12 protein-coding genes are annotated in these 11,769 nt (G+C 62.3%); 8 read left to right on the top strand and 4 right to left on the bottom strand.

Annotated features, from left to right (window positions below; genetic code table 11):
* Window positions 1-78: 78 nt before the first annotated feature.
* The 3 genes from M1D99_RS05510 (at window position 79) to M1D99_RS05500 (ending at window position 2,258) form a co-directional block, all read left to right on the top strand.
* Window positions 79-375, top strand: a complete 297-nt coding sequence (locus tag M1D99_RS05510; protein ID WP_434574377.1) for a DUF1244 domain-containing protein — start codon at window positions 79-81, stop codon at window positions 373-375.
* Window positions 368-706 carry a HopJ type III effector protein gene (locus M1D99_RS05505; protein WP_434574376.1) on the top strand — a complete coding sequence of 113 codons (339 nt, stop codon included), beginning with the start codon at window positions 368-370 and terminating at the stop codon, window positions 704-706. The genes M1D99_RS05510 and M1D99_RS05505 overlap by 8 nt, the downstream gene beginning before the upstream one ends.
* A gap of 301 nt (window positions 707-1,007) precedes the next feature.
* Window positions 1,008-2,258: a 2-aminoadipate transaminase gene (locus M1D99_RS05500; RefSeq protein ID WP_458131486.1), complete on the top strand. Its 1,251-nt coding sequence runs from the start codon at window positions 1,008-1,010 to the stop codon at window positions 2,256-2,258.
* A gap of 185 nt (window positions 2,259-2,443) precedes the next feature.
* Here M1D99_RS05500 and trxB read toward each other — a convergent pair whose 3' ends face one another.
* Window positions 2,444-3,406: a thioredoxin-disulfide reductase gene (gene trxB / locus M1D99_RS05495; protein ID WP_186705044.1), complete on the bottom strand. Its 963-nt coding sequence runs from the start codon at window positions 3,404-3,406 to the stop codon at window positions 2,444-2,446.
* A gap of 311 nt (window positions 3,407-3,717) precedes the next feature.
* On the opposite strand from trxB, the gene cysZ reads away from it, so the two are divergent.
* Both cysZ and M1D99_RS05485 read left to right on the top strand, forming a co-directional pair.
* Window positions 3,718-4,473 (top strand): sulfate transporter CysZ, encoded by a 756-nt coding sequence (gene cysZ / locus M1D99_RS05490; protein ID WP_186729782.1) that lies wholly within the window; start codon window positions 3,718-3,720, stop codon window positions 4,471-4,473.
* A 40-nt stretch (window positions 4,474-4,513) separates the two neighbouring features.
* Complete coding sequence (locus M1D99_RS05485; RefSeq protein WP_434574374.1) at window positions 4,514-5,713, top strand: glycosyltransferase family 4 protein; 1,200 nt, start codon at window positions 4,514-4,516, stop codon at window positions 5,711-5,713.
* 118 nt (window positions 5,714-5,831) lie between these two features.
* On the opposite strand, the gene M1D99_RS05480 is transcribed toward M1D99_RS05485, so the two are convergent.
* The 3 genes from M1D99_RS05480 to M1D99_RS05470 form a co-directional block, all read right to left on the bottom strand.
* Entirely contained in the window at window positions 5,832-6,935 is a 1,104-nt protein-coding gene (locus M1D99_RS05480; RefSeq protein ID WP_434574373.1) for an NADH:flavin oxidoreductase, read from the bottom strand.
* A 260-nt stretch (window positions 6,936-7,195) separates the two neighbouring features.
* On the bottom strand, window positions 7,196-7,678 hold the full coding sequence (locus tag M1D99_RS05475) for a glutathione peroxidase (protein ID WP_434574372.1): 483 nt from the start codon (window positions 7,676-7,678) through the stop codon (window positions 7,196-7,198).
* Between the two features lie 113 nt (window positions 7,679-7,791).
* On the bottom strand, window positions 7,792-8,277 hold the full coding sequence (locus M1D99_RS05470) for an FKBP-type peptidyl-prolyl cis-trans isomerase (RefSeq protein ID WP_018612607.1): 486 nt from the start codon (window positions 8,275-8,277) through the stop codon (window positions 7,792-7,794).
* Here M1D99_RS05470 and M1D99_RS05465 point away from each other — a divergent pair.
* Genes M1D99_RS05465 through M1D99_RS05455 form a run of 3 tightly spaced genes read left to right on the top strand, consistent with a single transcriptional unit; the run spans window position 8,246 to window position 11,646 of the window.
* Window positions 8,246-8,584: a DUF3565 domain-containing protein gene (locus M1D99_RS05465; RefSeq protein WP_186705040.1), complete on the top strand. Its 339-nt coding sequence runs from the start codon at window positions 8,246-8,248 to the stop codon at window positions 8,582-8,584. The two genes, M1D99_RS05470 and M1D99_RS05465, sit on opposite strands and share 32 nt — an antisense overlap.
* A 53-nt stretch (window positions 8,585-8,637) precedes the next feature.
* Window positions 8,638-10,737, top strand: a complete 2,100-nt coding sequence (gene pta / locus M1D99_RS05460) for a phosphate acetyltransferase (protein ID WP_053125134.1) — start codon at window positions 8,638-8,640, stop codon at window positions 10,735-10,737.
* Window positions 10,738-11,646: an acyltransferase gene (locus M1D99_RS05455; RefSeq protein ID WP_434574371.1), complete on the top strand. Its 909-nt coding sequence runs from the start codon at window positions 10,738-10,740 to the stop codon at window positions 11,644-11,646. It abuts the gene before it with no gap.
* The last annotated feature ends 123 nt before the right edge of the window (window positions 11,647-11,769 follow it).

Here is an 11,769-nt window from a genome sequence, read left to right as displayed (position 1 = left end):
AAGGCGATCCGGCTTTTGACTTGCAGCTTGAAGCTTGAAGCTTGAAGCTGTCCTTTTCCTCCATTCGCAGTGAATCCTATGTCCCCTCAACAACGCCTCGAACTCGAAGCCGCCGCTTTCCGTCGGCTGGTTGCCCACCTGGACAGCCGCAAGGATGTGCAGAACATCGACCTGATGAACCTCGCCGGCTTCTGCCGCAACTGCCTGTCCAAGTGGTACAAGGCCGCCGCCGATGAGCGCCAGGTCGAGGTCAGCCTCGACGACGCCCGCGAAGCGGTCTACGGCATGCCGTACGCCGAGTGGAAAGCTCTCTACCAGAAAGAAGCCAGCGCCGAACAACAGGCGGCGTTCGCCAAAGGAAAACCCGATGCTTGATCTTGCGACCCTGCGTGCCCACCTCAAGAGTGGCGAACATGCCTTCGCCGACACCCTGGCCTTCATCGCCGCCGGTTACGACTACCAGCCCCAGGCTTTCAACAACGGCGGCGTGCAAAACGCCGCCGGGCAGAACGAAGGTTCGTGCAAGACCCTGGGCCTGGCGCTGCTCGAAGGCTTGAGCGATGAAGAAGCGCTGCTGGCGTTTGGCGAACATTACCGCTCGGTGCTGTCCACGCCCGAAGGCAGCGATCACGGTAATATCCGCGCGTTGATGGCCCATGGCCTGGCGGGCGTGACGTTTGAGGCGCAGCCGCTGCAGCGGCGTTGATCCGAGCCCCGCTCTGTAGCCAGGTCCGCTTTTGTGGCGAGGGAGCTTGCTCCCGCTGGGCTGCGCAGCAGCCCCAAACAATCAAACTCAATTTGCCTGACACTCCGAGTTGCCAGGTTTCGGGGCCGCTTCGCGCCCCAGCGGGAGCAAGCTCCCTCGCCACGGGCTGCACATCTCAAGTAAGCGGCGCCTCACCACATCCCGACTTTTAAGATTGACCCGGCAACTTTATTTCGTTTGCCGGGCCCCTCTGCTCGCGGCTTAGATAACGGAAATTTCTCCTTCGTCCGGGCCGTCCTCCATGAGCAGCGAAACCATCAGCCAATCGATCTCTATCGTGCATCCCGTCAGCCTCAGCCACGGCAAGAATGCCGAGGTCTGGGACACCGACGGCAGACGCTACATCGATTTCGTCGGCGGCATCGGTGTATTGAACCTGGGCCATTGCCATCCGCGCATCGTCGAGGCGATCCGCGAACAGGCCACCCGGCTGACTCACTACGCCTTCAACGCCGCGCCTCACGCGCCCTACATTGAGTTGATGGAACGCCTGGCGGCGTTCATCCCGCTGGGCTACCCCGTCAGCGGCATGCTCACCAACAGCGGCGCCGAAGCGGCGGAGAATGCCTTGAAGATCGTGCGCGGCGCCACGGGCCGCACCGCCGTGATCGCGTTTGACGGCGCCTTTCACGGCCGCACCCTGGCGACCCTCAACCTCAACGGCAAGGTCGCGCCCTACAAACAGAAAGTTGGCGTACTGCCCGGGCCGGTGTATCACCTGCCGTACCCCAGCCAGGACAACGGCATTACCTGCGATGAGGCTTTGAAGGCCATGGAGCGGCTGTTCAGCGTCGAGATCGACGTGAATGACGTGGCCTGCTTCATTGTCGAGCCGGTGCAGGGCGAAGCCGGTTTCCTGGCGATGGATGTGCCTTTCGCCCAGGCCCTGCGGCAGTTCTGCGACGACAAGGGCATTGTGCTGATCGTCGATGAAATCCAGTCCGGCTTCGGCCGCACCGGCCAGCGCTTTGCCTTCCCCCGGTTGGGCATCGAGCCAGACCTGGTGCTGCTGGGCAAAAGCATTGCCGGTGGCGTGCCCCTGGGAGCAGTGGTGGGACGCAAGGCGCTGCTGGACAACCTGCCCAAGGGCGGCTTGGGCGGCACCTACTCGGGCAACCCCATTGCCTGCGCCGCCGCACTGGCGACCCTGGACGAAATGACCGACGCCAACCTGAACGCCTGGGGTGCACAACAGGAAGAGGCGATCGTCAGCCGCTACGAATCCTGGCGCCGTCGCGGGCTGAGCCCTTACCTGGGCCGCCTGACCGGTGTCGGCGCGATGCGCGGCATCGAACTGAGCCACGCCGATGGCACTCCGGCCTCGGCACAACTGACGCAACTGCTGGCCTTGGCACGGGAAGCGGGCCTGCTGCTGATGCCCAGCGGCAAATCACGGCACATCATCCGGCTGCTGGCGCCGTTGACGACCGAACCGGCGGTGCTGGAAGAGGGTTTGGATATTTTGGAGGCGTGCCTGGCGAAGCTGGCCTGACAATCGATCTTCTGACCAAACAGAGGACTTGTGGGAGCGGGCTTGCTCGCGAAGGCGGTGTGTCAGTTAGCATCGATGTCGACTGGAACACCGCCTTCGCGAGCAAGCCCGCTCCCACAGGGTCCACCGGCAGATATCCAGGCACAAAAAAACCGGCCGAAGCCGGTTTTTTTGTACCCGATGAATCAGAACGAAGCGTTCTGCAGGCCATCCAGGTAACGCTCGGTGTCCAGGGCTGCCATGCAACCGGCACCGGCCGAGGTGATCGCCTGGCGGTAGACGTGGTCGGCCACGTCGCCGGCCGCGAAGATACCTTCGACGCTGGTGGCGGTGGCGTTGCCATCGCGGCCGCCCTTGACTACCAGGTAGCCGTCCTTGAGTTCCAGCTGACCTTCGAACAACGAGGTGTTCGGGGTGTGGCCGATGGCGATGAAGACGCCGTCCACTGTGATCTCGTCAAAGCTGCCGTCATTATTCTTCAGGCGGGCACCGGTCACGCCCATGTTGTCGCCCAGCACTTCGTCCAGGGTCGCGTTGAGCTTGAGGATGATCTTGCCTTCGGCAACGCGGGCGTTGAGCTTGTCGATCAGGATCTTCTCGGCGCGGAAGGTTTCGCGACGGTGGATCAAGGTGACCGTGCTGGCGATGTTGGCCAGGTACAGGGCTTCCTCGACGGCGGTATTGCCGCCACCGACCACAGCCACTGGCTTGTTGCGGTAGAAGAAGCCGTCGCAGGTGGCGCAGGCCGAAACACCTTTGCCCATGAACGTTTCTTCCGACGGCAGGCCCAGGTAACGAGCGCTGGCGCCGGTGGCGATGATCAGGGCATCACATGTGTAGGTCGCGCTGTCGCCGGTCAAGGTGTACGGCTTGGCGGCGAAATCCACGGCATTGATGTGATCGAAGACGATCTCGGTCTCGAAGCGCTCGGCGTGTTCCTTCATGCGCTCCATCAGGGCCGGGCCGGTCAGGCCGTGGACGTCGCCCGGCCAGTTGTCGACTTCGGTGGTGGTGGTCAATTGACCGCCAGCCTGCATGCCGGTGATCAGCAGCGGCTTGAGGTTGGCACGGGCGGCATAGACCGCAGCGCTGTAACCGGCAGGGCCGGAACCAAGGATAATCACTCGCGAATGACGCACTTCAGACATGACCTGCTCCTGTTGACCGGACCTTGCGGGCCGGAACGCCGGGTGAGCGGCGCGAATAAAAAAGGACCGTTGATGCACTTGGGGAAGGCTTGGGTTCGACAGTCCTGGAAAAGAATGGGTGCAGCGTATCGAGGGAGCGAAGATTAAGGAAATACGGTTTAACAATCCAGCTCATAGGTGAGCTCTATCCCCGGCGGTCCTTTTAATAGGCGCCTTCGCCTCAAGAAACGTTGTTACACGCCATGTCGCCGCTTTCCCGGGCGGGGCAAAGCCGGTAAGGTCGGCGCGTTCATCTTCGCTCGGAGCCACCTATGCCCGCCCCCGTCCTGTCCGGCCCGCAATATCTGCGAGAAGGCCTCAAGCTGGTCTTGAGCCCGGGCCTGCGCCTGTTCGTCCTCTTGCCCCTGGCGATCAACCTGGTGCTGTTCGTCGGATTGATCTACCTGGCCGGCCATCAGTTCAGCCTGTGGGTCGATACGCTGATGCCGTCGCTGCCGGAATGGTTGAGTTTCCTCAGCTATGTTCTCTGGCCATTGTTCGTGGTGCTCGTCGTGCTGATGGTGTTCTTCACCTTCACCATGCTCGCCAACATCATCGCGGCGCCGTTCAACGGTTTTCTCGCGGAAAAGGTCGAGGTGGTCATCCGTGGCACCGACGATTTCCCGGCCTTCAGCTGGGCCGAGTTGATCGCCATGATCCCCCGGACCCTCAGCCGGGAAGCCCGCAAGCTGGGTTATTTCCTGCCCCGCGCCCTGGGGCTGTTCGTGCTGTCGTTCATCCCCGTGGTCAATCTGGTGGCGGCGCCACTGTGGCTGCTGTTCGGCGTGTGGATGATGGCGATCCAGTACATCGACTACCCGGCAGACAACCATAAGTTGGGCTGGAACGAAATGCTCGCCTGGCTGCGGGAAAAACGCTGGCAGAGCCTGGGCTTTGGCGGCAGCGTCTACCTGGTGCTACTGATCCCGGTGGTGAACATCCTGATGATGCCGGCGGCGGTGGCCGGGGCGACGTTGTTCTGGGTGCGCGAGCAAGGCGCCGAGACCGCGTTGGCCCGGCAAGGCTGAGCCGGTCACAAATCCATCATCCAGGCGTCACAATGGCGAAATGGCTCCGGTCGACACTGGGGTCATGACCACACCCCTGCACATTACCCTGATCACCGAAACCTTCCCGCCGGAAATCAACGGCGTGGCCAATACCTTGGGCCGCCTGTACGACGGCTTGCGCGCCCGCGGGCATCAGGTCGAGCTGATACGACCTCGCCAGGCCGACGACCCGCGCCAGGCCAGTGACGACCAACTGCTGCTGTGCCGGGGCTGGCCGCTGCCGGGTTATCCGGGCTTGCAATGGGGCCAGGCGTCGATGCACAAACTGCTCCGGCGCTGGAAACGCCATCGTCCGGACGTGCTGTACATCGCCACGGAAGGGCCGCTGGGTTTGTCGGCGCTGCGGGCGGCGCGTCGCCTGGGCATCTCGGTGGTCAGTGGTTTCCACACCAATTTCCAGCAATACACCCAACAGTACGGCCTCGGGCTGTTGAGTCGCGGGCTCACCCATTACCTGCGCTGGTTTCACAACCGCTCCAGCCTGACCCTGGTGCCCAGTCTCAGCCAACGCCTGGAATTGGAGCGACGCCATTTCGAGCGGGTGGCGTTGTTGTCCCGCGGCGTCGACAGCCAACTGTTCCATCCAATCAAGCGCTCGGCGAGCCTGCGCGAAGCGTGGGGCCTGGGCGATGACGACATCGCCGTGATCCATGTCGGACGCTTGGCACCGGAGAAGAACCTCGGGCTGCTCAAGCGCAGTTTCGACACGCTGTGCAGCGCTTTCCCGGGGCGCCGGATGAAACTGGTGGTGGTCGGCGACGGCCCGCAGCGGTCCGCGTTGGAGCAGGCATTGCCCGAGGCGATCTTTTGCGGCTCGCAACGCGGCGAGGCGCTGGCCAGCCACTATGCGTCCGGGGATGTGTTTGTCTTTCCGAGCCTGACCGAAACCTTCGGCAATGTGGTGCTGGAGGCGCTGGCGTCCGGGCTGGGGGTGGTGGCCTACGACCAGGCCGCCGCGGCGCAACATATTCGCCACGGCTACAACGGCGTGCTGGCGATGCCGGGGGATGAAGAGGCGTTCTGCGATGCCGCCCGTTGGCTGCTGGAAGAGCGCGAGACCTTGCGTTGCGTGCGACTCAATGCGCGCCAGCATGCCAGTCGCCAGGGATGGGCGTCGGTGATCGAGCAATTTGAAGCGCAGTTGCGAGGGGTTTGTCAGGTTGAATCGTCGCTGCCCCAGGCCGTGTCGCAGCGCTGAAAAGCATCGCGGGCAAGCCTTGCTCCCACATTAGTTTCCCGTGAACACATCATGCGTGAACGACTGACAACTCTGTGGGAGCAAGGCTTGCCCGCGATGAGGCCCTGCAAGGGGCCGCTTAAACCAAGGTCATCAACGCCTCGCGACTGAACGGCAAGATCTCCTGCTCCCGCCCTTCACGGACTTTTTGCGCCCAGTCCGGATCCACCAGCAGCGCACGTCCCACCGCCACCAGGTCGAACTCATCGTTGTTCAAGCGCTCCAGCAGCTTTTCCAGGCTGGCCGGTTGCGCGACTTTGTCGGTATTGACCATGAACTGCAGGAACTCGCCATCCAGGCCGACGCTGCCGACGGTGATGGTGGGCTTGCCGGTGAGCTTGCGGGTCCAGCCGGCCAGGTTCAGCTCGGAGCCTTCGAATTCCGGCTCCCAGAAACGTCGCGTCGAACAGTGGAAAATATCCACGCCCGCTTCGGACAAGGGCTTGAGGAATTCGCCCAAGGCTTCAGGTGTCTGCACCAGGCGCGCGGTGTAATCCTGCTGTTTCCATTGGGAGAAGCGGAAAATGATCGGGAAGCCCTCTCCCACCGCCGCGCGCACGGCACGGATCAATTCGATCGCAAAGCGCGAGCGGTTGGCCAGGCTGCCGCCGTAGCCGTCGGTGCGCTGGTTGCTGCCTTCCCAGAAGAACTGGTCCACCAGGTAGCCGTGGGCACCGTGGATTTCCACCCCGTCCATGCCGATGCCCTGGGCGTCCTTTGCCGCTTGGGCGAAGGCCACGATGACATCGTCGATGTCCGCCTGGGTCATGCCGTGGACCACCACCTGGCCATCCTTGAGCTTTTCGGTCGGACCGTAACCCGGCACGCTGGCGTCCGGCTCGGTGCCGATGCGGCGCACACTGCCCACGTGCCACAACTGTGGAACGATCTTGCCGCCTTCGGCATGCACCGCATCGACCACCTGTTTCCAGCCGGCCAACGCTGCATCGCCGTAGAAATGCGGCACGTTCGGGTAGCCGTTGGAGGCCTTGTGCCCGACCGTCGTGCCCTCGGTGATGATCAGGCCGACCCCGGCCGCCGCGCGACGACGGTAGTACTCGATCACCTTGGTGTTTGGTACGCCGCCCGGCGAAAAGGAACGGGTCATCGGCGCCATCACCACCCGGGTCGGCAACTCAAACGCGCCGAGGTGGAAGGGTTTGAACAGGGCTTTTACAGGCATGGGGCACTCCACGGGACGAAGTCACAGGTCGGATATGACGACGATAATATGGAGCATGAGAAGTGCTGGGTAGCACTATTGATTTGAATGATCAAGGTTCAAAAGGGAGCGCTGAGTATCACAGCCTCAAGCACATCCCCTGTGGCGAGGGAGCTTGCTCCCGCTCGGTTGCGCAGCGACCGCAAAAAAGCCAGGGCCGCTTCGCAGCCCAGCGGGAGCAAGCTCCCTCGCCACAAAGGGACCGCCATACATTTTTGGGATCAAGCCAGCGCTTTTTCGATCGCCTTGATCACAGCAGGATCATCCGGCTCCGTGCGCGGTGAGAAACGCGCCAGCACCCGGCCGTCCTTGCCCAACAGGAATTTTTCGAAGTTCCAGGTGATGTCCCCGGGAAACTCGGCCCCCTCGCCCGCCAGCAGGCGGTACAACTGATGACGATCATGACCATTCACGTCCAGCTTGCTGGACAGCGGGAACGTCACGCCATAGTTGAGGCTGCAGAACTCCTGGATTTCCTGCTCGGTCCCCGGCTCTTGCCCGGCGAACTGATTGCAGGGCAGGCCCAGCACGCTGAAGCCCTTGTCCTTGTATTGCTGATAGAGATTTTCCAGCGCCGCGTACTGAGGCGTAAGGCCACATTTGGAGGCGACGTTGACCACCAGCACGACTTGCCCCTTGAAAGGCGCCAGAGGAAACTCCTGACCATCCAGGGCTTTCAATTTAAGGTCGTGGAAAGCACTCATGACGAACTCCAGGTTTGCGGATCTTTGCGAAACAGCCATGGGTGATGCTAACAGCAGCGACTAAAAAGGCGCCATAGGGCGCCTCTCCAGTCAACTTGAGCGTAGCGCAGAAATCAATGGTGATGGCCGCCTTCACCATGGACGTGACCATGGGCGATTTCTTCCTGGCTGGCGTCACGGATGTCAACGATCTTGACTTGGAAGTTCAAGCGCTGACCGGCCAACGGGTGGTTGCCGTCAACGGTGACGTCGTCGCCTTCCAGATCGCGGATGGTGACGATCTGCATCTGGCCATCGGGCGCCGAAGCATGGAACTGCATGCCCACTTCCAGTTCATCCACGCCTTCGAACATGCTACGGCTCAAGGTGCTGACCAGTTCAGCGGAATATTCGCCATAGGCGTCTTCCGGCTCAACGGCCACTTTCAGTTCGTCACCGACGGCTTTGCCTTCCAGGGCCTTCTCCAGGCCTGGAATGATATTACCCGCGCCTTGCAGGTAGACCAGCGGAGCGCCGCCGGCAGAGCTGTCGATGACCTCACCAGCGTCGTTGGTCAGGGTATAGTCGATGGAGACAGCCTTATTGGCGGCGATCAGCATGGGGCGAGACCTTTTGCATAAGAATGAAGAACGGACAAGTCTAAACAAGGATTTGCCCGAAAGCGAACGGAACCCGGACAAACGGGCTAGCTCGAACAGACCGACGGTCACCGGTTTCCATCAGGACGATGACGGACACTGGGTGGCCGAGCTGTCCTGTGGCCACACCCAGCATCTGCGTCACCAACCGCCGTGGCAGTCTCGGGCCTGGGTGCTGGACCCTGCGCAACGTATTGGAAAAATAGGCCAGCCCTTTGATTGCGGCTGGTGCGCTCAAGGCCCGGTTAGCGATAACCTTGGCGACTGAATCGTGGGTAGACGACCAGTCATAGGTCGCGCCATTCCCCTTAGAGAATTCGCATGCAAACTTTTTTTATCGCGCCCACCGATTTTGGGGTGGGTCTGACCTCCATCAGCCTCGGGCTGGTGCGTACCCTTGAACGGGCCGGGCTGAAAGTCGGCTTTTTCAAACCCATTGCCCAGCCGCATCCCGGCGACACCGGGCCGGAGCGCTCCACCGAGCTGGTGGCCCGCACCCATGGTCTCAAGCCTCCGCAACCCCTGGGCCTGGCTCATGTGGAGCGCATGCTCGGCGATGGCCAGCTCGATGAGCTGCTGGAAGAAATCATCACCCTTTACCAGCAAGCAGCCATTGGCAAGGACGTGCTGGTCGTCGAGGGCATGGTCCCGACCCGCAACGCCAGCTATGCCGCCCGGGTCAACCTGCACCTGGCCAAGAGCCTCGACGCCGAGGTCATCCTGGTGTCGGCACCGGAAAACGAAGTGCTGACCGAGCTTTCCGGGCGGGTGGAGTTGCAAGCGCAGTTGTTCGGCGGGCCGAAGGACCCGAAAGTCCTCGGGGTGATCCTGAACAAGGTCCGCACCGACGAAAGCATGGAAGCGTTTTCCGCACGGCTCAAGGAGCACTCGCCCCTGTTGCGCAGCGGCGATTTCCGCCTGCTCGGGTGCCTGCCGTTTCGCCCCGAACTCAATGCCCCGCGCACCCGCGACGTGGCCGACCTGATGGGCGCGCAGGTGCTCAATGCCGGCGACTACGAAACCCGGCGCATGAGCAACATCATCATTTGCGCCCGCACCATGCGCAACACCGTGGAACTGCTCAAGCCCGGCGTGCTGGTGGTGACGCCTGGCGATCGCGACGACATCATCCTTGCCGTGAGCCTGGCGGCGATCAACGGCGTGCCACTGGCCGGCCTGTTGCTGACCAGCGACACACTGCCCGACCCACGCATCATGGACCTGTGCCGCGGCGCCTTGCAGGCAGGGTTGCCGGTGTTGTCGGTGAGCACCGGCTCCTACGACACCGCCAACCTGCTCAACGGCCTGAACAAGGAAATTCCCATCGATGACCGCGAACGTGCGGAGATCATCACCGATTTTGTCGCCAGCCACCTGGACGCCAAATGGTTGCACCAGCGCTGCGGCACGCCGCGGGAAATGCGCCTGTCGCCGGCGGTGTTCCGCTATCAGTTGATCCAGCGCGCCCAGGCCGCCAACAAACGCATCGTCCTGCCCGAAGGCAGCGAACCGCTGACCGTCCAGGCCGCCGCCATTTGCCAGGCCCGGGGCATTGCCCGTTGCGTGTTGCTGGCCAAGCCGGCCGACGTCGAGGCGGTGGCCCGCGCCCAAGGCATCGAACTGCCGCCAGGGCTGGAGATTCTCGATCCGGACTCGATCCGCGAGCGCTACGTGGAGCCGATGGTGCGGTTGCGCAAGAGCAAGAGCCTGAACGCGCCGATGGCCGAGCAGCAACTGGAAGACACCGTGGTCATCGGCACCATGATGCTGGCCCTGGATGAAGTGGACGGACTGGTCTCCGGGGTCATCCACTCCACCGCCAACACCATCCGCCCAGCCTTGCAACTGATCAAGACCGCGCCAGGCTGCTCGCTGGTGTCCTCAGTGTTTTTCATGCTGTTTCCCGAAGAAGTGCTGGTCTACGGCGACTGCGTGATGAACCCGCACCCCAGCGCTGCGGAGCTGGCGGAAATCGCCCTGCAAAGCGCCGACTCGGCCGCCGCGTTCGGCATCACCCCACGGGTGGCGATGCTCAGCTATTCCAGCGGCGAGTCGGCCAGTGGCGAAGAAGTGGAAAAAGTCCGCGAAGCCACCCTGCTGGCCCACGAAGCCCAGCACGGCTTGCTGATCGACGGCCCGCTGCAATACGACGCCGCCGCCAACGAAACCGTGGCCCGGCAACTGGCGCCCAACAGCCAAGTGGCCGGCCGGGCGACGGTGTTCATCTTCCCGGACCTCAACACCGGCAACACCACCCACAAGGCCGTGCAGCGCAGCGCCGATTGCGTCAGCCTCGGGCCGATGCTGCAAGGCTTGCGCAAACCGGTGAATGACTTGCCCCGTGGCGCCCAGGTCGACGACATCGTGTACACCATCGCCCTGACTGCGATCCAAGCCGCCAACCGACCTTTGGATATTTAAATGCTGGACTTCCTGCCTGCTCCCTTACGCGGCGTCATTGCTTCGCTGCTGTTGGCCCTGAACACCATCGCCTGCTGCACACCGCTGTTCATCGTGGCGATCTTCAAGCTGTTGCTGCCCTTCCCCGCCGCCCAGCGCTTCACCGACTGGCTGATGAGCCACATCCATGAAGCCTGGATCAGCAACAACAAGGCCTGGATGAACCTGGTGCGGCAAACCCGCTGGCACTTCAGCGGCTTGGAGGGCCTGGATTACCAGCACTCGTACCTGATCACCAGCAACCACCAGAGCTGGGTCGACATCATGGTGTTGCAGTACGTGCTGAACCGGCGCATCCGGCCGTTGAAGTTTTTCCTCAAGCAAGAGCTGATCTGGGTGCCGGTGATCGGCCTGGCCTGGTGGGCCCTGGGTTTCCCCTTCATGAAGCGCTACTCCAAGGCTTACCTGGAAAAGCATCCGGAAAAGAAAGGCAAGGACCTGGAAACCACCCGCAAGACCTGCGCGAAGTTTCGCGACAACCCCGTGGGCATCTTCAACTTCGTCGAAGGCACGCGCTTTACCGAAGGCAAGCACGCCCAGCAGCAGTCACCGTTTCGCTACCTGCTCAAGCCCAAGGCCGGTGGCATCGCGTTTGTGCTCGATGCCATGGGCGAACAATTGGAGTCGATCATTAACGTGACCATCCATTACCCGGGCGGACGTCCTGGGTATTGGGATTTGCTCTGCGGCAACGTTGGCGAGGTCGTGGTGCATTGCCAGGAGCTGACGATCCCGCCGCAGTTCATTGGTAAAAGCTACGACCAGGACGGTGCCTATCGCCTGGAGTTCCAGGGCTGGATCAACCAGTTGTGGCAGGACAAGGATGCGTTGCTTGCGCAGATGCATCGGGAGTATCCCAGCCAGCACTGATCCCCTTGTGGGAGCCGGCTTTGTGGGAGCAAAGCTTGCTCGCGATCCAGGCGCTGCGGTCCTCAAGAGACCGCGGCGTTTTCATCGCGGGCAAGCCTTGCTCCCACACAGTTGCTCCCACAG

The sequence above is a fragment of the Pseudomonas sp. R3-41 genome, assembly GCF_054161485.1.
Note: the sequence above shows the minus strand (reverse complement) of the source record. Positions and strands in the feature narration are given on the sequence as shown.

Bases quoted from the DNA above. Each gene is read 5' to 3' on its own strand.
- M1D99_RS05465 (WP_186705040.1), top strand. From the start codon at position 8,246: ATGGAGACAGCCTTATTGGCGGCGATCAGCATGGGGCGAGACCTTTTG.
- M1D99_RS05475 (WP_434574372.1), bottom strand. From the start codon at position 7,678: ATGAGTGCTTTCCACGACCTTAAATTGAAAGCCCTGGATGGTCAGGAG.
- M1D99_RS05500 (WP_458131486.1), top strand. From the start codon at position 1,008: ATGAGCAGCGAAACCATCAGCCAATCGATCTCTATCGTGCATCCCGTC.
- trxB (WP_186705044.1), bottom strand. From the start codon at position 3,406: ATGTCTGAAGTGCGTCATTCGCGAGTGATTATCCTTGGTTCCGGCCCT.
- M1D99_RS05455 (WP_434574371.1), top strand. From the start codon at position 10,738: ATGCTGGACTTCCTGCCTGCTCCCTTACGCGGCGTCATTGCTTCGCTG.
- M1D99_RS05480 (WP_434574373.1), bottom strand. From the start codon at position 6,935: ATGCCTGTAAAAGCCCTGTTCAAACCCTTCCACCTCGGCGCGTTTGAG.
- M1D99_RS05510 (WP_434574377.1), top strand. From the start codon at position 79: ATGTCCCCTCAACAACGCCTCGAACTCGAAGCCGCCGCTTTCCGTCGG.
- M1D99_RS05470 (WP_018612607.1), bottom strand. From the start codon at position 8,277: ATGCTGATCGCCGCCAATAAGGCTGTCTCCATCGACTATACCCTGACC.
- pta (WP_053125134.1), top strand. From the start codon at position 8,638: ATGCAAACTTTTTTTATCGCGCCCACCGATTTTGGGGTGGGTCTGACC.
- M1D99_RS05485 (WP_434574374.1), top strand. From the start codon at position 4,514: ATGGCTCCGGTCGACACTGGGGTCATGACCACACCCCTGCACATTACC.
- cysZ (WP_186729782.1), top strand. From the start codon at position 3,718: ATGCCCGCCCCCGTCCTGTCCGGCCCGCAATATCTGCGAGAAGGCCTC.
- M1D99_RS05505 (WP_434574376.1), top strand. From the start codon at position 368: ATGCTTGATCTTGCGACCCTGCGTGCCCACCTCAAGAGTGGCGAACAT.